We start from the raw sequence: 26,127 nt of genomic DNA, 5'->3' as shown, positions 1-26,127 counted from the left end.
GGTGGTGCGCTGTGCGGCATCCAACGGGGTCCGGCATCGACACGCGAGTGAACGGTCAGCGTACGCGAGTTCGCGTGCCCGACACGTGGCCAAGCTCTCATCCCGGCGGCGCCCCCCGTGTGGCGTGTGCCACTCCCCCGCCCCGAAGCCTCCCCCCGCGTACACGCCCGCTCACGGTCCGTGGTTCTCGGCGCCGGCCCGGGCCGGACGCCACCGATAATCATGCCCGTGGAAGATCTTGGATTTCGCCGGGCCGCACCCGCACTGGCCGCCTTCGCCGCGGTCCGGCTGCTGGGGCTGACCGTGCTCGCGGCGTGGGGGGCGGTGGCGGGCAGCAGCCCGCACACGCTGCTGTCGGCCCGATGGGACTCGCTCTGGTACGCCCGCATCGCCGCCGAGGGGTACGGCTACGAGATCGCCCTCCCCAACGGGGACGTCCACTCGAACCTGGCGTTCTTCCCGCTGCTGCCGTGGCTGGAGCGGCTGGTGGCGGCGCCGACCGGGCTCTCGTACGGCTCGGCCGGCCTGGTGGTGTCGGTGTGCGCGGGGCTCGCGGCGGCATGGGGGATCTTCGCGGTGGCCGACCTGCTCCACGGCCGGCGGACCGGGGTGCTCGCGGTCGCCGTCTGGGCGGCGCTGCCCGTCGGGATCGTGCAGTCGATGGCGTACAGCGAGTCGCTGTTCACCGCGCTCGCCGCGTGGTCGCTGTACGGGGCCCTGCGCGGCCGGTGGCTGACGGCGGGCCTGCTCGCCGCCGGGGCCGGCCTGACCCGCCCGGTCGGTGCGGCCGTCGTCCTGGCGGTGTGGGTGGCCGTCGCATCGGCCCTGCGGCGCGGGGACCGGTCGTGGCGGATGGCCGCCGGGGCGCTGCTGGCTCCGGCGGGTGCGGCGGCGTACGTGCTGTGGGTGGGCGCGCGCACCGGGGGCGGGCTGCTCGGGTACCTGGAGGTGCAGGCCGGCTGGGGCAACGGCTTCGACGGCGGCGTGGCCTTCGCCCGCTTCGTCGGGGCGAAGCTGGCCTCGTCCGCCTTCCCGGCCGGGCTGGGTCTGATCGCCGGGGTCGTGCTGGTGCTGTGGCTGTACGCGGCGTGCGTGCGACAGCGGCAGCCGGCGCCGCTCCTCGTGTACTGCGGCGTCGTCGTGGCGCTGGCGTTGTGCGCGTCCGGGTACTTCGGGTCGAAGCCGCGGCTGTTGCTGCCCGCCTTCCCGCTGATGCTGGTGCCGGCGGTGGCGCTCGCCCGGTGGCGGACCCGGCGGGCGGTCCTGGTGGTGGGCGCGGCCGCCCTGGTTTCGGCGGCGTACGGGGCGTTCTGGCTGAACGGCTCGGGCCCTCCGTAGGAACGCCGCGTGTCCGGGCGGATCTTCGCCGGTCGTCCACGGGTGAGGGAATCGACCTGCGGCAATAAAGTCCGAATAAGCATCGGAAACAATTTCCGGACGCCGCATCGGGAAGGATCCAACCCCTGCCGGAATACCGGGAATTAGGGCCTGCGTGAGACCAACTCCACATCACATGGTCATCACAAACCCCGCGATTCGCCCGGGCCGACCATCCCCGCGCGGTAACGTCGATTGAGTGCGTACCGATCAAATCCTGACCCGTCTGGAGCGGGTCTTCGCCCGGCTGGACCGGGAACCGGAGCGACCGGCTCATCTGCAGACCCCGCAGATGAGCCGGCACCGCGTCGTGCTCCTGGGGTCGACCCTCGCGTTCTACCTCGCCATCGTGGTGGCCGTACTGACCACGTCGTGGCTGGTCCGCCTGGACTGGCAGATCATGTTCTTCCGGCCCTACGAGCAGTGGCCGCAGCTGCACGCGTTCCTCGACTACCTGGTCGTGCTCGGCCAGCGCGGGCCCACCGCGGTCATGGTCGCCGCGTGGCTCGGCTGGCGCTCCTGGCGGCAGCACACCCTCCGCCCGCTGATCACCCTCGGCGTCGCGCTGCTGCTGCTCAACGTCACCGTCGGGTCCGTGAAGCTCGGCCTCGGCCGGCTCGGCCCGCACTACGCGACGGAGATCGGCTCGGCCGAACTCTTCGCGGGCGGCGATATATTCCCTTCCGGCCACACCGCCAACGCCGTCGTGACCTGGGGAATCCTGGCCTACCTGGCTTCCACCGTGGTCACCCGGCGGGTGCTGTCCGTGGTGTCCGCGGTCGTCTCGCTCAGCGTCGGCGCCACCACCGTGTACCTCGGCACGCACTGGGTCAGCGACGTCCTGCTGGGCTGGTCCGCGGGTCTGCTGATCATGCTGGCCCTCCCCTGGTTCGAGCCGCTCATCGCGCGGACCGAGGCCTACGTCTTCGACCTGCGCGAGCTGCTGCGCCGCCGGGCCGAGACCGGGCGGATGCCCGCCCCGGTCGTCTCCGCGCTCACCCCGCTGCTCTCCGCGGGCGGCAAGTGGCAGCTGAAGCCCGCGGCGGTGGCCGCCGAGGGACCGTCCGCGACGCACGCCCCGGCCACGCCGGCCGGTGCTGCCGCGGTGCACGCCCCGGCGCACCGTTCGGTCGCGCACCCCGCCAACCGGCCGCACCTGATCCGCTCCGAGCGGACGCCGGTCACCCCGGTCGGCAGCCGCCGCCCCGCTCACACGGCGCACGCCGAGCGGGCCGGGACCCGCGGCACCGCGGCTCGTCCGGTGGCCGGCGGCTGACGTTCCACGGGGGGGCGGTACGCACCATCCACCCCCGCGACACGAAGGCGGGCCGGGTCGACGACCCGGCCCGCCTTCGGCGTTCGTCAGCGCCGCGCCCGGACGTTCGTCCGTCCCGGGTCACGCTTGTGTCACAGAATATCTACAGTCGCCAATTTCTTTCCGAAGCGCGACACGCCCGGGGATCAGACGTATTCGAATTTCCACTGAGAAGCACAGAATTGCCTCATCGGATTTCCACGGACCGCCTGGGCCGGACCGGCTGAATCCCCCTCAGATCCACTACATTTCCTTCACTTCCCGGGCCCCCACGGCCCTCCCCAGGAGATCTCTGAGGTCCCTCATCCGATCCGTGAGCAGGGACGGCTCGACCACTTCGAACTCACAGCCGAGCAGCATGATGTGAATCACCAGAACGTCCAGGTTCACGGCCCCCGTGCGCAGCAGGCAGGTGTGCGCGTCGACCGGTTCCAGCACGCCGTCGCTGGGCGTGATGATCTGCGCCGCCTCCTGTTCCGGGATCTTGAGCAGCACCACCGCACGGGCGGCGTAGGCCCGCTGGGACACGCCTTCGGAGACGTACGCGGCGAGGTCCTCGGCGGGTGGCGGGCGCGGGGTGAACCGCGGCCCGTGGGGCGGCCGGGGCTCGATCCGGTCGGCGCGGAAGGTGCGCCAGGCCTCGCGGTCGATGTCCCAGGCGACCAGGTACCAGCGGCGCTCCGTGCACACGAGCCGGTGCGGTTCCACGGTGCGGCGGCTGACGCCGCCCCCGTGGTCCCGGTAGGCGAAGCGGAGCCGCTCGGCGTCCCGGCAGGCCGAGGCCAGTTCGGTCAGCACCGAGGCGTCCACGGTGGACTCCTGGGCGCCGCGCAGCATCGGCACGGTGAACTCGTTGAGGGCGGACACCCTCCGGCGCAGGCGCGACGGCAGGACCTGCTCCAGCTTCGCGATGGCCCGCACGGAGGCCTCCCCGATCCCCTCGACCCCGTTGCCCGCGGCGGTCCGCAGCCCGACGGCGACGGCCACGGCCTCGTCGTCGTCCAGCAGCAGCGGCGGCAGTTCGGCTCCCGCCCCCAGCTGGTAACCGCCTCCGGTCCCCGGAGAGGCGTTCACCGGATACCCGAGTTCCCGCAGCCGGTCCACGTCGCGCCGGACCGTCCGGGCGGTGACGCCGAGCCGGTCGGCGAGGTCGGCGCCGGTCCATTCGCGGTGCGCCTGAAGCAGGGAGAGCAGGCGCAGCAGCCGCGCGGAGGTCTCGAGCATCCCCCGAGTCTGCCAGCGGCGCGCACCCCCCGACCGCCCGGCGGAACCCGGCCGCCCGCGACCTGGCCGCGAACACGGCCCCGGCTTCGGCTAGGCCACCGGCCTCGGCACGGCCGCGGGGTTCGGCTTGGCCGCAGGCGCAGGCTTCGGCTTGGCCTCGGGGTTCGGCTTGGCCGCAGGCACCGACGCAGGCTTCGGCTTGGCCTCGGGGTTCGGCTTGGCCGCAGGCACCGGCGCAGGCTTCGGCTTGGCCTCGGGGTTCGGCTTGGCCGCAGGCACCCGCGCAGGCTTCGGCTTGGCCGCAGGCGCAGGCTTCGGCTTGGCCGCGGGCACCGGCTTCGGCAACGCAGGGGGCACAGTGGGGCTCGGCTCAGGCTGCGGCTTCGCTGCCGGCTTGGGGGGTGGGTCCGGGAGGGTCAGCAGGGCGCCCACGGTGATCGCCTCCGGCTTCGGCCCGATCGTTTCGCGGTTGGCCTCGTACAGCGCCCGCCAGCCGCCCTGCACCCGGCGCTCGCGGGCGATCGTGACCAGCGTGTCCCCGCTCCGTACGGTGTGCATCCGCCCGGCGAGCCCGTACCGCTTGGAGCAGACCGGCCACGCGTTCCAGCCCTGCGTGCCGAGGACCTCCTGCGCCACCCGGATCTGCTGCACGCGCTCGGCCAGGTCGGCCCGCGGCGCGAACACCAGGCCGCCGTACTCCTCCCACGTCGGCTGCCAGAACTGCAGCCCGCCGTAGAAGCCGTTGCCGGTGTTCACGGCCCACCGGCCACCGCTCTCGCAGTCGGCCACGCAGTCCCAGGGCCATTCCCCGCCCGGGCCGCAGTCCCCGGGCCCGCTCCCGATCACGCCCGGCGAGCCCGGGTGCGCCGCTCCGGCCGGACCCGGCGCGGGTGGCGGCGGTGCCGCGGCCGCCGTCCCCCCGAGCGGTACGAGCGCCAGCACGGAGGCGACGACGACGGCGGCGCGGGCGGCCCGGTGGGCCCGGGGGGTCCGGAGACGGGGCATCGGGTCACGCTACGCAGCACTCCCCGGCGTTCCGGGGGCCGCCACGCGGCGGTCGCGCCACCCCACCCGGTCGGCCGAGCTCCCGACCTCACCGAAACGGCCACACCCGGCCACCAACTGCGCACAACCGGAAACCAGTTGGCACAAAACCGAAGCCCGGGACGCACGGTTCACCCTTCCGGGCGCCCGGTTCGAATCCGTTCCCTCAAATGGCGTGACCCCGGCCCCGGCTCCTGCGTTGTGCCCGGCGAGCCGGGAGCCTCCCGGACCCGCACCTATGCCGAGGAGCCACCCCGTGCCGCGCATGCTCGACGTCAGTGATGAGGTACGTGCCGAGATCGGCGACGAAGAAGCCGACAGGCTGCTCGTCGGCGACGACGCGCCGCGCAGTTACGACTGCACCTCCTGCCGTACTCCGGGCGACCCCGAGAACGACCGCACCAGCACGGTGCTGTTCGTCGGCGAGGAGACCGCCGTCCTCGCCTTCGCCCACGCCACCTGCATCCCCTCGCAGGTCGTCTCCGTCTCCGAGGAGCAGCTCCAGGGCGCGGTCCGCAGCATCACCGGTGACAGCCCCGCCCCCGCGTCGGACGCGAGTGCGCCCGCCCCGCAGAACGTGCCGGGCGGACAGGCCGTCCTCGGCATCACCAGCGGCCTCGTGCTGATCGGCGGCGAACTGCACCCCGCCCTGGTCGTCGAGCCGACCGCGCCCATCGCCCGCCCGGGCAGTGACGGCCCCGGCGACGACTTCCTGCCGCTCCTGATCGAGCAGGGCTTCATCCCGGTGACCGACACGACCGAACTGCCCACCCTCCTCGGCGGCTGGTCGGTCCTGCTCGCGGCCGGACAGCTGCACGCCGTGCTCCAGCCGGGCACCGACGGCGGCGGCCAGGTCGCCTGGTGGCAGGCCCACCAGGCGCTGTCGGTCACCGACGGCTGGCGGACCGCCGTCCAGAAGACCCAGCGCGTGCTCATCTACGCCGCGCCGGTCGGTTCCATCGGCCAGCAGCCGCGCGAGGACCTGCTGCGCGACGCGCTCGACAAGGCCGCCGCCGCGGGCAAGCTCGTGGCCGCCGCGATGCCCCTCGCGGGGACGCCCGGCGCCTGATCCCGAGCCGGTACCGAAAGCGGCCGCCCGGCCCCCCGCAGTGGGGGCCGGGCGGCGTGCGCCGGGGGTGTGCGGTCCGTCCCGCACACCCCCGGCGATCTGCGTTTCCCGCCCCCTCACACCCGCATCCGCAGAGCGCCGGTTTCGTTGGCTGATACGTGCATCCATACGACTCCTCCCGCGCCCCGTCCTATCCGAGCACCGTCCCCGCCATGCGTCCCGCACGGGACCGGGACAGCTCGCCGGCCGCCGTCTCGCACACCCCCATCTACGACACGCTGTACTCGGAGTACCTGCGCGCCTTCCGGGCCCTGCCGGGCGACCGTACGGGCGAGGAGGACCTCGGGTTCACGGCCTTCTCGTACGGGGGCGGCTACCCCGGGGGGACGTACGGCAGCGGCTGGAACGGTTCGGCATGGCAGCGGACCGACTGGCAGCCCTCCTACACCGCGCAGACGCCGTCACCGTCCCCCTCCCCGGCCCCGTCGCAGCCCCAGACCCAGCCCGCCTACTCGTACGCGGGCGGCTCCGGATACGCCGACGGGCGGCAGCACCAGACCGGAATGACGCACATCCCGGCGGCCCTGCCGCCCGCTCGCCGGGGCTACTGACCCCGGACCGCCGCTACTTCTTCTTCTTGTACTGGGCGCCGCGCTTCTCGCGCACCCGCACCGAGATGTGGATCGGGGTGCCCTCGAAGCCGAACTCCTCGCGCAGGCGGCGCTCGATGAAGCGCCGGTAGCCGTGCTCCAGGAAACCGGAGGCGAAGAGGACGAACCGCGGCGGCTTGCTCCCCGCCTGGGTACCGAACAGGATGCGGGGCTGCTTGCCGCCGCGGATCGGGTGCGGGTGGGCGGCGACGACCTCGCCGAGGAAGGCGTTCAGCCGGCCGGTGGGGACACGCGTCTCCCAGCCCGCCAGGGCGGTCTCGATCGCCGGGACCAGCTTCTCCATGTGACGGCCGGTGAGCGCCGAGACGTTCACCCGCGGTGCCCAGGAGACCTGCTGCATCTCCGTCTCGATCTCGCGCTCGAGGTAGTAGCGGCGCTCCTCGTCGAGCTCGTCCCACTTGTTGTAGGCGATCACGATCGCGCGGCCGGCCTCGACGGCCATGGTGATGATGCGCTGGTCCTGGACGCTGATGGTCTCGGTGGTGTCGATCAGGATGACCGCCACCTCCGCCTTCTCGACGGCCGCGGCGGTGCGCAGCGAGGCGTAGTAGTCGGCGCCCTGCTGGAGGTGGACCTTCTTGCGGATGCCGGCGGTGTCGACGAACTTCCAGGTGACGCCGCCGAGCTCGATCAGCTCGTCGACCGGGTCGCGGGTGGTGCCGGCGAGCTCGTTGACGACGACCCGGTTCTCCTTCGCGACCTTGTTCAGCAGCGAGGACTTGCCCACGTTCGGGCGGCCGATCAGCGCGATGCGGCGCGGGCCGCCGGGGGCGACGCCGCCGAAGGTCTGCTCGGGGGCCTCCGGCAGGACGTCGAGGACGGCGTCCAGCATGTCGCCGGTGCCGCGGCCGTGCAGGGAGGAGACCGGGTGCGGCATGCCGAGGCCCAGCGACCACAGCGAGGCCGCGTCGGACTCGCCGCTCTGGCCGTCGACCTTGTTGGCGCACAGGACGACGGGCTTCTTGGCCTTGCGGAGCAGCTTGACGACGGCCTCGTCGCTGTCGGTGGCGCCGACCTTGGCGTCCACGACGAAGACGACCGCGTCGGCGGTCTCGATGGCGTACTCGGCCTGGGCGGCGACGGCCGCGTCGATGCCGAGGACGTCCTGCTCCCAGCCGCCGGTGTCGACGACCTTGAAGCGCCGGCCGGCCCACTCGGCCTCGTAGGTGACGCGGTCACGGGTGACGCCGGGCTTGTCCTCGACGACTGCCTCGCGGCGGCCGATGATGCGGTTCACCAGGGTGGACTTGCCGACGTTGGGGCGGCCCACGACGGCGAGGACGGGCAGCGGGCCGTGGCCCGCCTCCTCGATGGCACCTTCGACGTCTTCGAGGTCGAAGCCCTCTTCCGCGGCGAGCTCCATGAACTCCGCGTACTCGGCGTCGCCAAGTGCTCCGTGGTCGTGCTGGTCGTTCATGAAGTCCGTTCCTCGTCGTTCGTGGTGATCGGTGGTGCCCGCGCAGCGCGGTTCCACTACTGGGTTCAAGTCTCGCTCAGCGCCCGGTCAGGCGCTTGGCGTCGGCCAGGTGGGCGGTCAGCCGGTCCTGGATGCGTACGGTGGCCTGGTCCAGCGCGGTACGGGTGCGGCGGCCACTGCCGTCCCCGGCGTCGAAGGCCGAGCCGAAGACGACGTCGACCCGGCTCTTGAAGGGCGGAAGCCCCGGGATGAGCCTCCCACGGCCCTCGGCGCTGCCGAGGACGGCGACGGGCACGATGGGCGCGCCGCTGCGGACCGCGAAGTACGCCAGTCCCGCGCGCAGCGAGGCGAAATCGCCCTCGCCGCGGGTGCCCTCGGGGAATATCCCGAGGGCTCCGCCCTGGTCGAGCACGGCGAGGGCGTGGCCTATCGCCGCCCGGTCGGCGCCGGAACGGTCGACCTTGACCTGCCCGATGCCGTCCAGGAAGGGGCCGAGCGGGCCCACGTACGCTTCCTTCTTGATCAGGAAGTGCAGGGGGCGGGGCGCGGTGCCCATGACCATGGGGCCGTCTATGTTGTGGGTGTGGTTCACGGCGAGGATGACGGGGCCCGAGGCGGGTACCTTCCAGGCACCCAGTACGCGCGGCTTCCACAGCCCGTACATGAGGCCGATGCCGATGCGCCTTCCGACCGCCGCACCCTTGAGGGAGGGCGTTCGGCTCACTTGCGGCCCGCCCGCTTCTCTTCGACGAGCGTCACGACGCACTCGATCACCTGGTCGAGCGTGAGTTCGGTGGTGTCCACCTCGACCGCGTCGCCGGCCTTGGCCAGCGGCGAGGTCTTGCGGCCGGAGTCCGCGGCGTCGCGCTTGATCAGCGCCGCCTTGGTGGCCGCGAGATCGGCGGCCTCCTTGCCGCGGAGCTCTCCGCTGCGCCGGGCGGCGCGCGCCTCGGCGGAGGCCGTCAGGAAGATCTTGAGGTCGGCGTCGGGGAGGACGGTGGTACCGATGTCCCGGCCCTCGACGACGATCCCGGCCGCGTCCCGGGCGGCCTCGGCGGCGATGGAGCGCTGCAGCTCGGTGATGAGCGTGCGCACCTCGGGGACCGCGCTGACGGCGCTGACCTTGGAGGTGACCTCCTGGGTCCGGATGGGACCGGCGGCATCGACGCCGTCCACCGTGATGGTGGGAGCGGCCGGGTCGGTGCCGGACACTATGGACGGCTTGCCTGCGGCGACCGCCACGGCCTGCGCGTCGTCGGTGTCGACCCCGTTGGAGATCATCCACCAGGTGATGGCCCGGTACTGGGCACCGGTGTCCAGGTAGCGCAGCCCGAGCTTGGCGGCCACGGCCTTGGAGGTGCTGGACTTGCCCGTGCCGGAGGGACCGTCGATGGCGACGATCACGGCGGACGGAGCTGCGGTTTCCACGGTGCGGGCACCTTCCTGGTTGCGCGTGCGTGTGAGGGCGCGGCAAAGCGCCCCTCTCCAAGGTTACCGGGCCCCCGGGGGGTGTCTTGCCGTTCAGGCCGGGCTCACGGCGCACTCCCGGCCCCGCACGTGCTTTCCGCACCCCCGGGCTCAGGAGGTGCGCAGGGCCCAGCCCCGTTCGCGCAGCTCGGTCGTGAGGACGGCGGCGGACCGCGGCTCGACCATGAGCTGGACGAGACCGGCCTGCTGGCCCGTGGCGTGCTCGATCCGCACGTCCTCGATGTTGACGCCCGCGCGGCCGGCGTCGGCGAAGATCCTCGCCAGCTCGCCCGGCTGGTCGCTGATGAGCACGGCCACGGTCTCGTAGACGGTGGGCGCCGCTCCGTGCTTGCCCGGGACCCGTACGCGGCCCGCGTTCCCGCGGCGCAGTACGTCCTCGATGCCCGCGGCGCCGCCGCGGCGCTTGTCCACGTCGGCGGACTGCAGGCTGCGCAGCGCGTCGACGGTCTCCTCCAGGTCGGCGGCGATCCCGGCGAGGACGTCGGCGACCGGTCCCGGGTTGGCCGACAGGATCTCCACCCACATCCGCGGGTCGGAGGCGGCGATCCGGGTCACGTCACGGATGCCCTGCCCGCACAGCCGTACGGCCGTCTCGTCGGCCTCCTCCAGCCGGGCCGCGACCATGCTGGAGACGAGCTGCGGGGTGTGCGAGACGAGCGCGACGGCCCGGTCGTGGGCGTCCGCGTCCATCACCACCGGTACGGCCCGGGACAGGGCGACGAGCTCCAGGGCGAGGTTGAGCACCTCGTGGTCGGTCTCGCGGGTCGGGGTGAGCACCCAGGGGCGGCCCTCGAAGAGGTCCGCCGTCGCGGCGAGCGGACCCGACTGCTCCTTGCCCGCCATCGGGTGCGTGCCGATGTAGGCGGTGGCGTCCACGCCGAGCGCGGCCAGTTCCCGCCGCGGCCCGCCCTTGACGCTGGCCACGTCGACGTAGGCCCGCGCCGCGCCGCGCCCTATCAGGTCGGCCAGGGTCGCGGCGACGTGGGCCGGCGGTACGGCGACGATCGCGAGGTCGACCTGCTCGTGCGGGGGCTCGTCGGTGCCGGCCCCGAGGGCGGCGGCCGTACGGGCCCGGTCCGGGTCGTGGTCGGCGAGGTGCACGGTGACCCCGCGGGCTGTCAGGGCGAGCGCCGCGGAGGTGCCGATCAGTCCGGTTCCGATGACGACGGCGGTTCTCACGGGGCGCTCCAGGGGTGCGTGACGACAGGTTCTGACTCAGGGTAGCCAGACGGTACGCCGCGAGGGCCCGGCCGCCCGCCCTGTGGGACGGCGGCCGGGCCCTCGCGGGACGACGTCTTCAGAACTTCTGCTGTCGGATGATGTCCTCGATCGAACCGGAGGGGATCTGTCCGCCCGGGGTCAGCTCGTCGACGGCCTGCGGCACCTCACCCGGACCGGATGACGTCGCCACCTGACACCCGGGCCCCCGGCCACTGCGGTAGAACGATCGTCATGATCTTCCACATCGTCCCGCTCGCCGACTGGACCGCCGCACCCGAGCTGCCCTACGCCCCGCCCTCGCTCGACTCCGAGGGATTCGTGCACTGTTCGGCGGACCGTACGACGGTGCTCGAAATCGCCGGCACGCACTACCGGGAGCAGCCGGGGACCCTGCTCGCGGTCGAGCTCGACGAGGACGCGCTGACCGCGGAGGTCCGCCGGGAGGGTGATTCCGGCGACCGTTTCCCACATGTTTTCGGTTCGCTGAACCGGGACGCCGTGGTCCACGTGTGGGAGGTCGTACGCACACCTGGCACACCCGTATCACTGGCACCGTGGCAGCCGAGCTCGTGATTCGGGCGCGGCAGGCTTCACCTGAGGCCCGCCGCACGTCAGGATGCTGCACGCCGATCCGCCACACAGCGAGGAGAGACTGATGAGCGACCCCACGCAGACCGCCCGGCGCAAGGTACTGGTGATCGGAGCGGCCACCCTGGCCGGCGGTGCGCTCACCGCCTGCGGCAGCGGCGGTGACAGCGGGAACACCTCGTCCGGCGAACCGAACGGCGTCGCCAGCCCGCCGCCCGGCGACGCCCCCGCCACCACCCCCTCGGCCGGCGGCGCGCCCGCGGGCAAGGCCATCGTCAAGACGGCGGACGTGCCCGTGGGCGGCGGCAAGGTCCTCAAGGAGCAGAAGGTCGTCGTCACCCAGCCCACCGCGGGCTCCTTCCGCTGCTTCACCGCGGTCTGCCCCCACCAGGGCTGCCTGGTGACCAAGGTGGAGGACAACACGATCAACTGCGCTTGTCACAACAGCGAGTTCAAGGCCACGGACGGGGCGGTGATCAAGGGACCGGCCACCAAGGGGCTGGCCGAGAAGAAGATCACGGTCGCCGCTGACGGCAACATCGCGCTCGCCTAGCGGAAGCTCGCAGCCCTGCCGGCCTGCGGAAAAGGCCCGGCAGGGCGGGTGCGCCCCGGCGTAGGCTCCCGGGATGGACGATGTGACGCTGGTACGGGACCACACGGTCTACCGGTGCGTGATGGGCTCCCGGGCGTTCGGGCTGGCCACGGAGAGCAGCGACACCGACCGGCGCGGTGTCTACCTCGCCCCGACGCCGCTGTTCTGGCGGTTCGAGAAGCCGCCCACGCATGTCGAGGGGCCCCGGGAGGAGGAGTTCTCCTGGGAGCTGGAGCGCTTCTGCGAACTGGCCCTGCGGGCCAACCCGAACATCCTGGAGTGCCTGCACTCGCCCCTGGTGGAGCACGTCGGCCCGGTCGGCCGGGAGCTGTTGTCGCTGCGCGGGGCCTTCCTCTCCCGCCGGGCGCACACCAGCTTCAGCCGGTACGCGGCCTCCCAGCACGGCAAACTCGTCGCGGACGTCCGCGTCCACGGGGCGCCGCGCTGGAAGCACGCCATGCACCTGCTGCGCCTGCTGCTGTCCTGCCGCGACCTGCTGCGCACCGGCCTCCTGAGCATCGATGCGGGCCCGTACCGCGACCGCCTCCTCGCCGTCCGCCGCGGGGAGCTCACCTGGGACGAGGTCGACGCCTGGATGACCCGGCTGCAGGAGGAGACGGAGGACGCCCTGGCCGGCACTCCTCTGCCGGAGGAGCCGGACCGGGCCCGGGTGGAGGACTTCCTCGTCCGCACCCGGCGCGCGTCAGCCTCGTAGGGTCCGCCAGCGCACGACGAACGCGTCCAGCGCGTCGTACGCCGACCCGTGCGCGGGCAGCGCGGTGCCCGCCTGAGCGGAGTCCAGCACCGCGTGCAGCGCCTCGAAGTCCGCCCGTACGGCGGCGACGGGCGGGCCCTCGTAGCCCCCGTGCTCGGCGGCGACCTTGGCCTCGATCAGGGCGGTGAGGTACGGCGGCGCCTCCGGCACCTCGGTCAGCAGGGTCGGCAGGTGCGCCTGTACCTCGGCCGACCTCATCAGGTGGATGCCGGTGAGCAGCGCCCGGAAGGCGTAGAGGAGCGGCTTGAGTTCGGCGGCCTTGTCGAAGAGCCGCCACTGGGTGTTCGCGAACCCCCGGTAGTGGTGAGCGTGGTGGGAGGTCAGGACGCCCGGGGCCAGCGCGACCAGCTCCTCGTGGGCCGCCGTCGTGTGGACCACGAGCGGGGACAGCAGCTGCTCCAGCACGTAGCCGTTGCGGTTGAGCATGAGGCGGACGAACTTACGCAGGTCGTGCGTGACGAGGTCCATCTCCACGTCGTCGCGGTCCCACATGCGGGTGCGGGTCTCCTCGGGCTCGCGCAGGCCCAGGAGGTCCTCGACGGGGAGCAGGTGCGCCCCGCGCAGGTCGATGTCGGAGTCCCGGGAGGGGAAGCCGTACAGGTGTGCGCCCGAGACGGTGGCGAAGAGCAGCGGGTCGGGCTGCTCCGCCACGACGGGGGTCAGGTCGGTACTCAGGGCGTCCAGCATGGATCAAGCATCCCAGAGGGTGCCGAAGGCCAGGAGTTCGTCCCGGTACTCGATGCGGCCCTCCCACTCGCGCGGCCAGACGTCCGCCCCGAGGTGGGCTCCGGCGAAGGCGCCGGCGAGGCAGGCGAGGGAGTCGGAGTCGCCCTTGGTGCAGGCGGCGCGGCGCAGGGCGGTCAGGGGCTCGTCCGGGAAGAGGAGGAAGCACTGCAGGGCCGTGGCGAGGGCCTCCTCGGCGATCCAGCCGTCGCCGGTGGTCAGGCAGGGGTCGGTCTCGGGGGACGGGGTCCGCAGGGCGGCCGCGAGCCGGTCCAGCACCTCCAGGCACTCGTCCCAGCCGCGCGCGATGAAGGATTCGGGCGTGGCGTCGGAGGCGGTCCGCATCCAGAGGTCGCCGAGCCAGCGCTCGTGGTAGCGGGTGCGGTTCTCCAGGGCGTACGAGCGCAGCCGCCCGACGAGGCCGGTGACCTCGGTGCCGGTGGCCAGCAAGTGCACCGCCCGCGCGGTCAGGTCGGAGGCGGCGAGCGCCGTCGGGTGGCCGTGGGTGAGGGCGGACTGGAGCTGGGCCGCGCCGGCCCGTTCCTCGTCGGTCCAGCCGGGCACCAGCCCGACGGGGGCCACCCGCATGTTCGCGCCGCAGCCCTTGGAGCCGGTCTGGCTGGCGTCGCGCCAGTCGCGCCGCGGGTCGTCCAGCAGGTTGCAGGCCCGCAGGCAGGTGTTGCCGGGAGCCCGGTTGTTCTCCGGGGAGTGGTACCAGTCGACGAACTCCTCGCGGACGGGCCGGGTCAGCCGCAGCGGGCCTGTGCGTCCGCGGTCCGTCGCGGTGCGGATGCCGCGCGCCAGGGCGAGGGTCATCTGGGTGTCGTCCGTGACGATCGCCGGGTGGGGCAGGCGCATCTCGCGCCACGGGCCCGTCTTGGCGAGGATCGCGGGAACGTCGTTGAACTCGGTCGGGAAGCCCAGGGCGTCACCCAGGGCCAGGCCGATCAGCGCGCCGGTCGCGGCTCGCTTCGTCATCGCGTGGGTCCTTCCGGTCGGAGCAGAGGTGGATGGAGGGCCGTCGCCGGACCGGCCCGGTAGAGGGCGGCCGGTTTGCCGCGGCCCCCGGTGAGCCGGGCGGCGCCCGGTACGGCCTCGACGAACCCGGGCGTCGTCAGGACCTTGCGGCGGAAGTTGGGGCGGTCGAGCACGGTGTCCCAGACGGTCTCGTAGACGGCCAGGAGCTCCCCGAGGGTGAACTCGGGCGGGCAGAAGGCGGTGGCCAGGCAGGTGTACTCCAGCTTCGAGCGGACCCGTTCACGCGCGTCCGCCAGGATCACCGCGTGGTCGAAGGCGAGGTCCGGGGCCTCGCCCAGCGGCAGCCAGCGGGCCTGCGCCGCGTCCCCTCCCCCCTCGGCGGCCGGCTCGGGCAGGTCCGGGACGAGGGCCGTGAAGGCCACCGAGACGACCCGCATCCGGGGGTCCCGGTCGGGCTCGCTGTAAGTGCGCAGCTGCTCCAGGTGCAGGGCCGCCACGACGTGCTCGGGCAGGCCGGTCTCCTCGGCCAGTTCGCGACGGGCCGCGGTCTCGGCGGACTCCCGGGGCAGGACGAACCCGCCGGGCAGCGCCCAGGACCCGGCGTACGGCTCCTGGCCGCGCCGGATCAGCAGCACGTGCAGGGCGCCGCCGCGGACGGTGAAGACGGCGAGGTCGACGGTCACCGCGAACGGCTCGAAGGCGTACGGGTCGTAGCCCGGCCCCACCGCCCCGTTCACCGGTTCTCCGGGAGGGGGTCTGCGAACCGCCAGCCTTCGGCGAGCAGTTCGTCCACGGCCGCCACGGCCGTGGCGAGCCGCTCCCGGCGGTCGCCGCGTACGGACAGGTAGCGCTTGCCGGTGGCCTCCAGTTCCTCGCGGAAGCGGCGGGTCATCCACGGTCTGAGTCCCGGCCCGTCGCGCAGTCCGTCGTCCTCGAAGGGCACGTCGGCGTCCTCGGTGAGCAGGTACAGGTCCCGGTGCGTGAGGGCGGCGATCCGCTCGACCTCGGCGTTGCGGCCGCCCATGTACCGCTCGTGCCAGATGCCGGTGGCGAAGGAGTCGGTGTCGCAGACCAGCACCGGGGAGCCCCGGCGGGCCGCCCGCTCCTCCTCCTCGTCCTGGCGGCGGGCGATGACGGGGAACTCCTCCGAGGTGAAGGAGACGTCCGCCCAGGTGGCGGCCGGGTCGGCGGCCCGGGCCGCGGCGAGCTTCTCCTCGCTGTAGCGGCGACCGTACTCCTCGACCCAGCCCGTGGCCGCCCAGACTCCGCCGCGGGCCCGGAGGTGCGCGGCCAGGTCCCTGGACAGGGTGGTCGTCCCGGTGGACTCGGCGCCGAGTACGACGACGCGGCGCGCGAGGCGGGCCCGTACGGCGGGACCCAGGAAGTCCCAGCAGGCGGCCGGGTCGGCCCGGACCGCCGTCCCGGACACCGGGAACAGGGTCCGGGCGGGGTCCACGCAGACCTCCTCGGCTCCGAACCGGCGCGCGAGTTCGGTGCCGTACTCCTCCGAGGTGAAGACGGCGTCGACGCGGCGGCCGACCGCGGCCCGGAAGATCGCCATGTGGGCCTCCCAGATCTCCGGGTCGTGCAGGTCGACGGGGATGTCGTCGACGGCTCCGACGACGTCCGCGTCCGGGTGGGCCTCGCGCATCCAGGCGACGCGGTCGGCGAGCGGCACCGATTCCACGGAGGCCGCGCAGACCAGGACGGTCAGCCGCTCGCAGCGGTCCTGGGCGGTGCGCACCAGGTGGTGGTGGCCGGCGTGCGGCGGGTAGAACTTGCCGAGCACCAGCCCGTGGCCGAAGCGCCTCATGCCGTCGCCCCCACGGCCGTGCGGGGGCCGCGTTCCGGGAGCGTGCGCCGCCAGCCGAGCAGGCCGACGACGCAGAGCGCGAGGAAGCCGACGTAGAGCAGGGCGGTGAGGTGGAGCCCCTTGTGGACGTACAGGGGGATGTAGACGAGGTCGGCGGCGATCCACAGCCACCAGGACTCGATCAGCTTGCGGCACTGGCCGTACGTCGCCGTGAGGGAGAGCACGGTCGTGACGGCGTCCCAGAAGGGGACGGTCGAGTCGGTGGCCCGGGAGAGGAGCAGGGTCAGGCCGAGGGTCCCCGCCGCCCCCGCCGCGGCCAGCCAGACCCATTCGGTGCGCGTGGTGCGGCGCACCGGCAGGGCTTCGGCGGTTCCTGGTCCACCCCCGTGGGTCCAGGACCACCAGCCGTACGCGGCGAGGGCGATGAAGACGATCTGGAGCCCGGCGTCGGCGTAGAGGCCGGCCTGGGCGAAGAGAACGATGAAGAAGACGTTGTTGGCGATGCCGATCGGCCAGTTGGCGATGTGCTGCCGGGCCACCAGCCAGACGCACAGGGCGCCCGTGGCGAACCCGAGCACCTCGGTCCAGCTCAAGGTCCAGTTCATTGACCGACCCCCACTTCCTTTAATAGTCACTGTGACTATAAACAGGGGTGGGGGGCCCGGGCAAGCGAAAAGCCCGCCGTGCCGTGGGCACTGCGGGCTTTTCGTGGAGCGGGGTGGAGCGGAGGACCTACAGGCCGACCTCGCGCATCAGCATGCCGACCTCGGTGTTGGTCAGGCGGCGCAGCCAGCCGGACTTCTGGTCGCCCAGCTCGATGGGGCCGAAGGAGGTCCGGACGAGCTTGTCGACGGGGAAGCCCGCCTCGGACAGCATGCGGCGCACGATGTGCTTGCGGCCCTCGTGGAGGGTCACCTCGACCATGTAGTTCTTGCCGACCTGGTCCAGGACGCGGAAGTTGTCGGCGCGGGCCCAGCCGTCCTCGAGCTCGATGCCGTCCTTGAGCCGCTTGCCGATGTCGCGCGGCAGCGAGCCGGTGATCGCGGCGACGTAGGTCTTCTTCACGCCGTACTTCGGGTGCGTCAGGCGGTGGGCCAGCTCACCGTGGTTGGTGAGCAGGATGATGCCCTCGGTCTCGGTGTCCAGCCGGCCGACGTGGAAGAGGCGCGTCTCGCGGTTGTTGACGTAGTCGCCCAGGCACTGGCGGCCGTCCGGGTCCTCCATGGTGGAGACGACACCGGCCGGCTTGTTCAGCGCGAAGAACAGGTACGACTGGGTGGCGACGGTCAGGCCGTCCACCTTGATCTCGTCCTTCGGCTGGACGCGCTTGCCCTGCTCGGTGACGATCTCGCCGTTGACCTCGACGCGGGCCTGCTCGATGAGCTCCTCGCAGGCGCGGCGCGAGCCCATGCCGGCACGGGCGAGGACCTTCTGCAGGCGCTCGCCTTCCTGCTCGGCGCCGGGGAAGGTCTTCGGGGTCTTGATCACGGGCTTGTCGGCGTACCGGTCGCGCACGCGCTCCTCGATGCGCGCGTCCAGCTCGCGCGGGCGGGACTGGCCGCTGCGGCTGCCAGGACCGCGGCGCGGGCCGCCGGCGCCGCCGATGCCGGGGGTCTTGGAGGTGCGGGGACCGCCCTTGGCGCCGCCGCGCGCCGCGTCGCCGCGGGCGCCGCGGGTGCGCTCGCCCTCGGGGCCCACGTCGTAGCGGCGCTCCTCCGGGCGGGGGTTGCGGGGACGCTGGGGCGCCTGGTCGCGATCGCGGTCGCGCGAGCCGCCCTGGCCGCCGCCCTGACCGCCGCGGTAGCCGCCGCTGCCGGAGCCACCGCCCGAGCCGCTGCCGCCCCGGTAGCCGCCGCCACCGCCGGAACCGCTGCCGCCGCGGTAGCCACCGCCGCCCGAGCCGCCGCCGCGGTAGCCACCGCCGCCGCCGGAGCCGCCGCCACGGGCGCTACCGCGCCCGCCGCCGCCACCGCCGCCGCTGTTCCTGTTGCCACCGTTGCCGTTGCCGCTGCTTCGCATCAAAGTTCCGTCGTCTTGTCGTCTTCATCGGTGTCCGGTGCGTCCGGATCGAACGACGGCACACCTTCTTGCGTCTCGGCTTCGATCGCGTCCGCCTCGGGGAGGAAGGGCGCGAGCTCCGGGAGCTCGTCCAGGCCGCGCAGGCCCATCCGCTCCAGAAAGTAGTTCGTCGTCCTGTATAGGATCGCACCTGTTTCGGGTTCCGTCCCCGCCTCCTCCACCAGACCGCGCTGGAGCAGGGTCCGCATGACCCCGTCACAGTTGACTCCGCGCACGGCGGAGACCCGCGACCGGCTCACCGGCTGGCGGTACGCGACGACCGCCAGGGTCTCCAGCGCCGCCTGGGTGAGCCGGGCCTGCTGGCCGTCCAGGACGAAGGCCTCCACCGCCGGGGCGTACTCCGCCCGGGTGTAGAAACGCCATCCGCCCGCGACGAGCCGCAGCTCGAAGCCCCGGCGCGCGGCCGTGTACTCGTCGGCGAGTTCCCGCAGCGCGTCCGCGACCTCGCGCGGAGTGCGCTCCAGCACCTTGGCGAGGTGCGCCTCGGTCGCGGGCTCGTCCACGACCATGAGGACGGCCTCCAGGGCCGGCTTCAGTTCCAGCGCGGCCACCGCGCCGACGTCGCTGCTCAATCCTTCGCCTCCACGATCTGGTCGAACTCGTCGGTCACGGTCGGCATGCCGTCGCCGTCCCCGCCGCTCCAGCGCACGGTGAGCGTCCGCAGGGCCTCCTCCTGGTCGAGGGCGACCGCCTTCTCCCGGTAGAGCTCCAGGAGGGCCAGGAAGCGCGCCACGACGGTGAGGGTGTCCTCGGCGTCCTCGGTGAGCTCCTGGAAGGTCGCCTCGCCGCGCGCCTTCAGCATCCGCACCACGACGCCGGCCTGCTCGCGCACGCTGACGAGGGGCGCGTGGATGTGGTCCACGTAGACCTGGGGCTTGGCCTTGGGCTGCATGGCCTTGACGGCGAGCCGGGCGAACCCTTCAGCCCCGATGCTGATCACGACGTCGGGCAGCAGGTCGGCGTGGTGGGGCTCCAGCCCGACCGTCCGGGGGTAGCGGCGGCCCTCGCTCTCCGCGCGGCGCTCGAAGATCTCGGCGATCTGCTTGTACGCGCGGTACTGCAGCAGGCGGGCGAAGAGCAGGTCCCTGGCCTCCAGGAGGGCGAGGTCGGCCTCGTCCTCGACCTCGGCCACCGGCAGCAGCCGGGCGGCCTTCAGGTCGAGGAGGGTCGCGGCGACGACGAGGAACTCGGTGGTCTGGTCGAGGTCCCAGTCGGGCCCCATGGCCCGGATGTACGTCATGAACTCGTCGGTGACCTTGGACAGCGCGACCTCGGTGACGTCGAGCTTGTGCCGGGAGATCAGCTGGAGCAGCAGGTCGAAGGGCCCCTCGAAGTTGTCGAGCCGCAACGTGAACCGGCCGTCGCCTCCCACGGGGCCCGCGCCGCTCCCGCCCTGGCCCGCCCGCGTCCCGTCGGCAGGCCCCGCCGCGTCCGGGGTCCCCGCGGCGTCGGCCGGCCCGGCCGCATCCGTCGTCCTGTCGGCCGGCACCGCCGGGACCCCGGACGCGGCGACCGGGCGGTCGGCCGGGTTCGTGACGGGGGCCTCGACCGCCGCCGGGTCGGACACCGGGGCCTGAGCCGCCCCCGGGGCCTCGGCGGCGGCGCCCGGCCCGCGCCCCAGGCTCCGGCGGGCCGGGCGGGCGGCGTGGTGATCGGGGGGCATGGCGGTCCAGGTGGGTACGGAAAGAACGGCAGGTCGAACACGGGAAGCCTAAGGGCTGTCCTGCAATCCCCGGCGGATCAGCGCACGGCATCGGATGCGGTGCATCGCCAGGCGGAGGGGCGCCCCCGTACCGGGCGTCTTCGGGCGTTGCGACGACGCAGCGAGGTGCCGTGGCAGGCGTCCTGCGCCCGCCGGGGATCACGGGACAGCCCTCGGGCCCTGCCCGAACCATTCCCCGCCCGGGCGGCATGCACGACGCGGAGCGGCCCACGAACGGCCTCGCGGCGCGCCGGAACCCGCCCCGGCCCCGGCGCGCCGAGCGCAGCAGCACTGCACCCTGCCGCACAACCGCCCGCCGGGGGCGCGACGCCCGGTGGTGCTCGCCGTCCGGCCGGGCCCGCGGCACAGCGCAAGAGGCCGCCGACGGGGGTCGGCGGCCTCTCGGCGAAGCATCGGGCGCGGCACGGTTCGGCTGAGCGGTGCCGCAGACGGCTCAGGGGGTGTCGTGTCGGCCAGGCCGGATCGGGGAGCGGGTTCTGGCGCCGCGCGTCCCGAGCGGACCAGCGACGCGGCGCGGAGCGTCGCCGACCGAGGACGGGCCGGGGGTCCCCGCGGACGGATGGGGCGCGGCACCAGGGCCCGCGAGCCCGGCCTGGACCGCCCGAGACCCCCTACCGGCCGCGGAGGCGGCGGACCAGGATGCTGGCGTCCCCGCGGGACTCCAGGTCGGCGAGGACGACCGCCACCGCCTCGCGGACGATGCGGCCGCGGTCGACGGCCAGGCCGTGCTCGCCGCGCAGCACCAGCCGCGCGTGCTCCAGGTCCATCAGCTCCTCGGCCGAGACGTAGACCGTGATCTTCTCGTCGTGCCGTTCACGGCCGCTGGGCCGCCGGTTCGCGCCGCGGCCCTGGCCCTTGCCCCGCCGGGTCGCCCCGGCCGGGGCGGCGGCCGCCCCGGCGGTCGGACCGGCCGGGCTGACAGAACCTTCCTGCGCTCGCCGCGGCTGCCCCACGACGGGTCCGCCCGTCTCCGTACCGGCCTCAGCCTCCCGGCTGCGGCCCTCTCCCGCCGTACCCCCGGCCGGAGCGGCCGAGTGTTCCGCGGCGGGTGCCTCCTCGGCCCCGCGGCGCGGCGAGGACGACTGCAGCGCCGTCCCCCCGGTCGTGCGGAACAGTTCGTCGGCGCCGGGCAGACTCACTCGGCGTGACAACGGGCGAGCACCTCCCTGGCCAGCTGGCGATAGGCCGCGGCGCCGACGGAGTTGGACGCGTACGTCGTGATCGGCTCACCGGCGACCGTGGTCTCCGGGAAGCGCACCGTCCGGCCGATGACCGTGTGGTAGACGTGGTCGTCGAACGCCTCGACGACGCGCGCCAGCACCTCGCGGCTGTGCACCGTACGGGAGTCGTACATCGTGGCGAGGATGCCGTCGAGCTCCAGCTCGGGGTTGAGCCGCTCCTGCACCTTCTCGATGGTCTCGGTCAGCAGCGCCACACCGCGCAGCGCGAAGAACTCGCACTCCAGCGGGACGATGACCTTGTGAGCCGCCGTCAGGGCGTTCACGGTCAGCAGACCGAGCGAGGGCTGACAGTCGATCACGATGTAGTCGTAGTCGGCCATCAGGGGCTTCAGGGCCCGCTGCAGGGTGGACTCGCGCGCGACCTCACTGACCAACTGCACTTCCGCAGCGGACAGGTCGATGTTGCTCGGCAGCAGGTCCATGTTGGGGACCGCCGTCTTGAGCAGCACCTCGTCGGCCGACATGCCCCGCTCCATGAGCAGGTTGTAGACCGTCAGGTCGAGTTCCATCGGGTTCACGCCGAGGCCCACGGACAGCGCGCCCTGCGGGTCGAAGTCGACGAGCAGCACGCGGCGCCCGTACTCGGCGAGCGCGGCACCCAGGTTGATGGTCGACGTGGTCTTGCCCACGCCGCCCTTCTGGTTGCACATCGCGATGATCTTCGCCGGACCGTGGTCGGTCAGCGGACCCGGGATCGGGAAGTACGGGAGCGGGCGTCCGGTCGGGCCGATCCGCTCACGGCGCTGGCGGGCAGCGTCGGGGGCGAGGGTGGCCGCGTACTCGGGGTCCGGTTCGTACTCCGCGTCGGGGTCGTAGAAGTGCCCCTCGGGCACATTGTCGTAGTCGGCGAATCCCGTGGGCGTATCGCCGCTCAGGTCGCCGGCCCTGGAGTTCACGTCTAGGCCGTCCATGCTCTTTTGGGGCGTCGTCATGTGCTGGTGGTTTGCGAAGGTGCGTACTGCGACGGAGCCGACAGCTTCGAGCCCGGCAGGACTCTGGCCCCGCTCAGGGACGCCTGCTCCACCACCCCCAGGAGTAAATGTCGACTCATTCACAAGTCGTCTTACCTCCTCGGACGTGACCAGGACACTTATCGATAGGTCAGCGTGGCACCATGCCGACGGTTGGCGACTCTATGGCGTGTCACCACCCAGCGGCAACACAATCCGCCGGACCCGGCACGATGTGTCGGCAACCGAACACCACTCTGTCAAGGGCGTCCACGCCGTCGCCGCGAAGTTTCGCGGGTGCGCGAAAGGGTTAAAGGGTTACGTTCGAGGCGAGTTGAGCGGGATCCCGGGACACACCGCAAACACGTCCGGCCGGACCTTGCGGGCAAGGTCCGGCCGGATACGTGAGATTGACGTCAGTCGTTGACGGGTCAGCCGAGCAGGGTGCCGAGCTCGAGGGTCTCCAGGCCGTGGGCCTCGGCGACCGGACCGTAAACGACCCGTCCGTCATGGGTGTTGAGGCCCAGCGCGAGGGCGGGGTCACGGCGCAGCGCCTCGACCCAGCCGAGGTTCGCGAGCTGCACGATGTAGGGCAGCGTGGCGTTGGTCAGCGCGTAGGTGGAGGTGTTCGGTACCGCGCCCGGCATGTTGGCGACGCAGTAGAAGACCGAGTTGTGGACCTGGAAGGTCGGCTCGGCGTGGGTGGTCGGACGGGAGTCCTCGAAGCAGCCGCCCTGGTCGATCGCAATGTCGACAAGTACACTTCCAGGCTTCATCTTGGCGACGAGCTCGTTGGTGACCAGCTTCGGGGCCTTCGCACCCGGGATCAGGACGGCACCGATGACGAGGTCGGCCTCGACGACGGCCTTCTCCAGCTCGTATGCGTTGGAGACGATCGTCTTGATCTTCGTGCCGAAGATCTTGTCGGCCTCGCGGAGCTTGTTGATGTCGCGGTCGAGCAGGGTCACGTGGAAGCCCATGCCGATGGCGATCTGCGCGGCGTTCCAGCCGGAGACGCCGCCGCCGATGACGACGCACTCGCCGGCGTGGGTGCCGGGGACACCGCCCGGGAGGACGCCGCGGCCGCCGGCCGAACGCATCAGGTGGTAGGCGCCGACCTGCGGGGCCAGGCGGCCCGCGACCTCGGACATGGGGGCGAGCAGCGGGAGCGCGCGGTTGGCGAGCTCGACCGTCTCGTACGCGATGGCGGTGGTGCCGGACTCCAGCAGGGCGTCCGTGCACTCGCGGGAGGCCGCAAGGTGGAGGTAGGTGAAGAGCGTCTGGTCCTTGCGGAGACGGTGGTACTCCTCCGCGATCGGCTCCTTGACCTTCAGCAGCAGGTCGGCGGTGGCCCAGACCTCGTCTGCGGTGCCGAGGATCTCGGCGCCGGCCGCGACGTACTCCGCGTCCGTGATCGAGGAGCCGACGCCGGCGTTCTGCTCGATGAAGACCTGGTGGCCGTTACGGACCAGCTCATGCACGCCGGCGGGCGTGATGGCGACCCGGAACTCGTTGTTCTTGACCTCGCGGGGGATGCCGACCTTCATCGTCGATCACGGTCCTTGACTCAGGGGGATATAACGGGGCACTTCCATACATACCCGCCCACAAGAGTGCGCAACGGGATGCACCACGAGATGACGTGGTGAAGCCAGTTTAATGAAGGATGAGTCGCTGTCTAGCCTTGCAAACCAATAATCTCAGTCGGATCCACTGCGGATTTCGCAGGCGGCGGGGTCGTCTCCCAGCAATCTGTCTGCGGCGGAGCGGTGCAGTCTCGCCGCCGCGGGGTCCCCGAGCCGGTCCAGCGTGTCGGCCAGCCGGACCTGCAGCGCGGCCTGAAGTCGCTGGTCGCCGGCCCGGCGCGCCAGCTCCACCGCCTCGCGGCAGGTGTGCAGGGATTCCTCGGGCCGGCCCGCGTACTCCTGCACCCGCGCCATCTCGCTCAACGCCTTGGCCTGACCCGGGACATCGGCGAGTTTGCGGTAGCCCGCGGCGGCCGCCCGCCAGCTGCGCAGCGCGTCCCCGTACCGGCCCGCGTACGTGTGCACGTTGCCGAGGCGCCCGTACAGCCGGGCCTCGTCCGCCCGCTCCCCGCGGGAGAGGGCCTGGGCCAGCGCCCGGCCGAACCAGTCGGACGCCCGGTGCCAGTCCGCCAGCTCCTGGTAGGCACCCCCTACGGATTCCATCGCGCGGCCCGTCGCGTACGGGTCGTTCGCCGCCCTTCCGGCGTCCAGCGCGGCCCGGTAGCGCTCCAGGGCCTCCTGCGTGCGGCCGGTCTCGGCGTCCAGGTCGGCCAGGTTCAGCAGCGCCGCGGCCTGCTCGCGGTGCAGGCTGCGGCGCTCGGCCACGTCCAGCACCAGGCGGTGCAGCCCGTAGAGCTCGGGGGCGGCCTCCGTGGTCCCCCGGTGGTCCGCGAGGGCCCGCACGAGAGCGGCGACCAGCCGGCGGGCCAGTGTGTCCAGCTCGCCGTCGGCGACCGCCAGGGACGCGGCCGCGGAGAGCGCCGGGAGCCGGGTGTCCAGCCAGACGGCCGCGGCGCGCCGGTCGGGGAAGCGCAGGGCGCGCGGGAGGCCGTCCAGCAGCTCTTGGAGGTCGGCGTCGAGGTCGTCGCCCTCGGCGGCCGCCATGGCCCGGCAGGAGTGGAGCAGCCGGACGGTCCGCTCCAGCATCCGGGCCCGGGCCAGCTGGACCTCGGCGGGCCGCTCCTTGGTCTCCAGCAGGGCCTGGAGCATCGGCGCGAGACAGCCGGGCAGCAGGAACAGGCCGTCGGGGGCGTGCCGGACCAGCCCCAGCCCGGCGAAGTCGTCGAGCGTGGACTGCGCGGCGGCCACCGAACAGCCGGCCAGGGCGGAGGCGGTGTGCGAGTCGACGAGGCCGGCCGGGGCGAGCGGCAGCAGGCGCAGCGTGCGCTGGGCGGGCTGCGGCAGGGAGTCGTAGACGAGCCGGAAGGCGCGGCCGAGCGGCCCGCCGGCGCCGGCGGGCGTGTCGTGGAGCTGCTTGGCCACGTCGGCGACGGCGGCCTTGGGGCGGGCCGCGAGCCAGCCGCCGACGAGCTCGAGGGCGGCGGGCTGGCCCCCGCAGGCCTCGGCGAGGGCTTCGGCGGCCCGCGGGTCGGCGGTGATGCGGGTGTCGCCGATGCGGCGGGCGAGCATCGCGACCGCGGAGACGCTGTCCAGGCCGCCGAGGGTGCAGGGGCGCACGTCGGGGATGCCGGTGAGCGGACCCTCGGCGGTGACGACGACGAGGCACTCGGGGGTGTCCGGGAGCAGGGCGTCGACCTGGTGCGGATCGGCCGCGTCGTCGATCAGGATGATCGCCCGCCGCTCCTGGAGCGCGGTGCGCAGGGCGGAACTGAGCTCGTCCTCGCCGGCGCCGGGCGGGGTGCGCCGGCCCAGCCCGGCCAGCAGGCCGCGCAGGGCGCGCTCGGTCGCGACGGTCTCCCCGCCCGGGGCGGTGAGCCTGGTCCGCAGCACCCCGTCGGGGTACTGGCCGGCGACCTCGCGCACGAAGGTCTCCGCCAGGGCGGTCCGGCCGGATCCCGGGCGGCCGGCGATGAGCAGCACCCGTGCCCGCGGGGCCTTGGCCTTGCGACCGGAGAGGGTGTCGAGCCCGGTCCGCGCGATGTCCTCGCGCAGCTCCTTGAGCTCACGCCGCCGCCCGACGAAATCCGTCACGGATCCGCTCCTCTCCCTGCCTTCGGATGGCGAGCGTAGTTCACGCAGAGCGACGACCCGTGTGGAGCGCGGCGGGTAGATCCCCCAATCGGATCAGCGGATGGTCCGCTTTTTCGTCGCCCCGGGCGCGGGGCCCGCCACTGCTCGTGCGGGCCGCGGGCG

General features: G+C 73.0%; 25 protein-coding genes. 7 read left to right on the top strand and 18 right to left on the bottom strand.

The genetic code is table 11. The features are described from left to right. The first annotated feature begins 222 nt into the window (after positions 1–222). Positions 223–1,338 (top strand): membrane protein, encoded by a 1,116-nt coding sequence (locus tag IH80_RS0124710; RefSeq protein WP_030963383.1) that lies wholly within the window; start codon positions 223–225, stop codon positions 1,336–1,338. A 238-nt stretch (positions 1,339–1,576) separates the two neighbouring features. Then, a complete protein-coding gene (locus IH80_RS0124705; protein WP_030963381.1) occupies positions 1,577–2,653 on the top strand; it encodes a phosphatase PAP2 family protein in 1,077 nt (358 codons plus the stop codon). Between the two features lie 282 nt (positions 2,654–2,935). Here IH80_RS0124705 and IH80_RS0124700 read toward each other — a convergent pair whose 3' ends face one another. Both IH80_RS0124700 and IH80_RS47200 read right to left on the bottom strand, forming a co-directional pair. Next, the gene (locus IH80_RS0124700; RefSeq protein ID WP_030963380.1) at positions 2,936–3,916 is read right to left on the bottom strand and encodes a helix-turn-helix transcriptional regulator; all 981 of its coding nucleotides are present in this window, start codon (positions 3,914–3,916) and stop codon (positions 2,936–2,938) included. A 90-nt stretch (positions 3,917–4,006) separates the two neighbouring features. Continuing rightward, the gene (locus IH80_RS47200) at positions 4,007–4,921 is read right to left on the bottom strand and encodes a transglycosylase family protein (RefSeq protein WP_107056885.1); all 915 of its coding nucleotides are present in this window, start codon (positions 4,919–4,921) and stop codon (positions 4,007–4,009) included. A 295-nt stretch (positions 4,922–5,216) separates the two neighbouring features. On the opposite strand from IH80_RS47200, the gene IH80_RS0124690 reads away from it, so the two are divergent. Beyond that, a complete protein-coding gene (locus IH80_RS0124690; RefSeq protein ID WP_030963378.1) occupies positions 5,217–6,029 on the top strand; it encodes a hypothetical protein in 813 nt (270 codons plus the stop codon). A gap of 212 nt (positions 6,030–6,241) precedes the next feature. Next, entirely contained in the window at positions 6,242–6,640 is a 399-nt protein-coding gene (locus IH80_RS0124685; protein WP_063757332.1) for a hypothetical protein, read from the top strand. Between the two features lie 13 nt (positions 6,641–6,653). On the opposite strand, the gene der is transcribed toward IH80_RS0124685, so the two are convergent. The 4 genes from der to IH80_RS0124665 form a co-directional block, all read right to left on the bottom strand. Then, on the bottom strand, positions 6,654–8,117 hold the full coding sequence (gene der, locus IH80_RS0124680) for a ribosome biogenesis GTPase Der (protein ID WP_030963375.1): 1,464 nt from the start codon (positions 8,115–8,117) through the stop codon (positions 6,654–6,656). A gap of 76 nt (positions 8,118–8,193) precedes the next feature. Continuing rightward, positions 8,194–8,781, bottom strand: a complete 588-nt coding sequence (locus IH80_RS0124675; protein ID WP_078906731.1) for a lysophospholipid acyltransferase family protein — start codon at positions 8,779–8,781, stop codon at positions 8,194–8,196. A gap of 56 nt (positions 8,782–8,837) precedes the next feature. Continuing rightward, positions 8,838–9,545, bottom strand: coding sequence for a (d)CMP kinase (gene cmk, locus IH80_RS0124670; RefSeq protein WP_030963372.1), 708 nt, complete (start codon positions 9,543–9,545; stop codon positions 8,838–8,840). A gap of 150 nt (positions 9,546–9,695) precedes the next feature. Beyond that, on the bottom strand, positions 9,696–10,784 hold the full coding sequence (locus tag IH80_RS0124665) for a prephenate dehydrogenase (protein ID WP_030963371.1): 1,089 nt from the start codon (positions 10,782–10,784) through the stop codon (positions 9,696–9,698). A gap of 273 nt (positions 10,785–11,057) precedes the next feature. Between IH80_RS0124665 and IH80_RS0124655 the strand changes: the two genes are divergently transcribed. From IH80_RS0124655 to IH80_RS0124645, 3 genes are all read left to right on the top strand, one after another. Next, positions 11,058–11,399: a DUF952 domain-containing protein gene (locus IH80_RS0124655; RefSeq protein WP_030963370.1), complete on the top strand. Its 342-nt coding sequence runs from the start codon at positions 11,058–11,060 to the stop codon at positions 11,397–11,399. A gap of 82 nt (positions 11,400–11,481) precedes the next feature. After that, positions 11,482–11,967 (top strand): Rieske (2Fe-2S) protein, encoded by a 486-nt coding sequence (locus IH80_RS0124650; protein ID WP_030963369.1) that lies wholly within the window; start codon positions 11,482–11,484, stop codon positions 11,965–11,967. A gap of 73 nt (positions 11,968–12,040) precedes the next feature. Next, on the top strand, positions 12,041–12,721 hold the full coding sequence (locus tag IH80_RS0124645; protein WP_030963367.1) for a DNA polymerase beta superfamily protein: 681 nt from the start codon (positions 12,041–12,043) through the stop codon (positions 12,719–12,721). On the opposite strand, the gene IH80_RS0124640 is transcribed toward IH80_RS0124645, so the two are convergent. From IH80_RS0124640 to IH80_RS0124585, 12 genes are all read right to left on the bottom strand, one after another. Then, entirely contained in the window at positions 12,710–13,468 is a 759-nt protein-coding gene (locus IH80_RS0124640) for a DNA polymerase beta superfamily protein (protein ID WP_030963366.1), read from the bottom strand. The genes IH80_RS0124645 and IH80_RS0124640 overlap by 12 nt on opposite strands. Positions 13,469–13,471: 3 nt before the next feature. Further along, positions 13,472–14,482, bottom strand: a complete 1,011-nt coding sequence (locus tag IH80_RS0124635) for an ADP-ribosylglycohydrolase family protein (RefSeq protein WP_030963365.1) — start codon at positions 14,480–14,482, stop codon at positions 13,472–13,474. After that, positions 14,479–15,252 carry an NUDIX hydrolase gene (locus tag IH80_RS0124630; RefSeq protein WP_051809891.1) on the bottom strand — a complete coding sequence of 258 codons (774 nt, stop codon included), beginning with the start codon at positions 15,250–15,252 and terminating at the stop codon, positions 14,479–14,481. Before IH80_RS0124630 ends, IH80_RS0124635 begins: the two co-directional genes overlap by 4 nt. Continuing rightward, on the bottom strand, positions 15,216–16,295 hold the full coding sequence (locus tag IH80_RS0124625; RefSeq protein WP_030963361.1) for an AAA family ATPase: 1,080 nt from the start codon (positions 16,293–16,295) through the stop codon (positions 15,216–15,218). Before IH80_RS0124625 ends, IH80_RS0124630 begins: the two co-directional genes overlap by 37 nt. Beyond that, complete coding sequence (gene pnuC, locus IH80_RS0124620; protein ID WP_051809885.1) at positions 16,292–16,900, bottom strand: nicotinamide riboside transporter PnuC; 609 nt, start codon at positions 16,898–16,900, stop codon at positions 16,292–16,294. The genes IH80_RS0124625 and pnuC overlap by 4 nt, the downstream gene beginning before the upstream one ends. A gap of 127 nt (positions 16,901–17,027) precedes the next feature. Continuing rightward, entirely contained in the window at positions 17,028–18,314 is a 1,287-nt protein-coding gene (locus IH80_RS0124615; RefSeq protein ID WP_030963356.1) for a pseudouridine synthase, read from the bottom strand. After that, the gene (gene scpB / locus IH80_RS0124610) at positions 18,314–18,946 is read right to left on the bottom strand and encodes an SMC-Scp complex subunit ScpB (RefSeq protein WP_030963355.1); all 633 of its coding nucleotides are present in this window, start codon (positions 18,944–18,946) and stop codon (positions 18,314–18,316) included. Before scpB ends, IH80_RS0124615 begins: the two co-directional genes overlap by 1 nt. Then, entirely contained in the window at positions 18,943–20,037 is a 1,095-nt protein-coding gene (locus IH80_RS0124605) for a segregation and condensation protein A (RefSeq protein ID WP_030963354.1), read from the bottom strand. The genes scpB and IH80_RS0124605 overlap by 4 nt, the downstream gene beginning before the upstream one ends. 671 nt (positions 20,038–20,708) lie before the next feature. After that, complete coding sequence (locus tag IH80_RS0124600) at positions 20,709–21,248, bottom strand: hypothetical protein (protein WP_234432376.1); 540 nt, start codon at positions 21,246–21,248, stop codon at positions 20,709–20,711. Beyond that, positions 21,233–22,270, bottom strand: coding sequence for a ParA family protein (locus IH80_RS0124595; RefSeq protein WP_225884681.1), 1,038 nt, complete (start codon positions 22,268–22,270; stop codon positions 21,233–21,235). Before IH80_RS0124595 ends, IH80_RS0124600 begins: the two co-directional genes overlap by 16 nt. Positions 22,271–22,719: 449 nt before the next feature. After that, the gene (gene ald, locus IH80_RS0124590; protein WP_030963351.1) at positions 22,720–23,835 is read right to left on the bottom strand and encodes an alanine dehydrogenase; all 1,116 of its coding nucleotides are present in this window, start codon (positions 23,833–23,835) and stop codon (positions 22,720–22,722) included. Between the two features lie 153 nt (positions 23,836–23,988). Continuing rightward, positions 23,989–25,965, bottom strand: a complete 1,977-nt coding sequence (locus IH80_RS0124585; protein ID WP_324609423.1) for a tetratricopeptide repeat protein — start codon at positions 25,963–25,965, stop codon at positions 23,989–23,991. Between the last annotated feature and the right edge of the window lie 162 nt (positions 25,966–26,127).

The organism is Streptomyces sp. NRRL S-378 (genome assembly GCF_000720645.1).
GTDB lineage: Bacteria > Actinomycetota > Actinomycetes > Streptomycetales > Streptomycetaceae > Streptomyces.
This window is presented reverse-complemented; position numbering and strand designations above follow the sequence as displayed.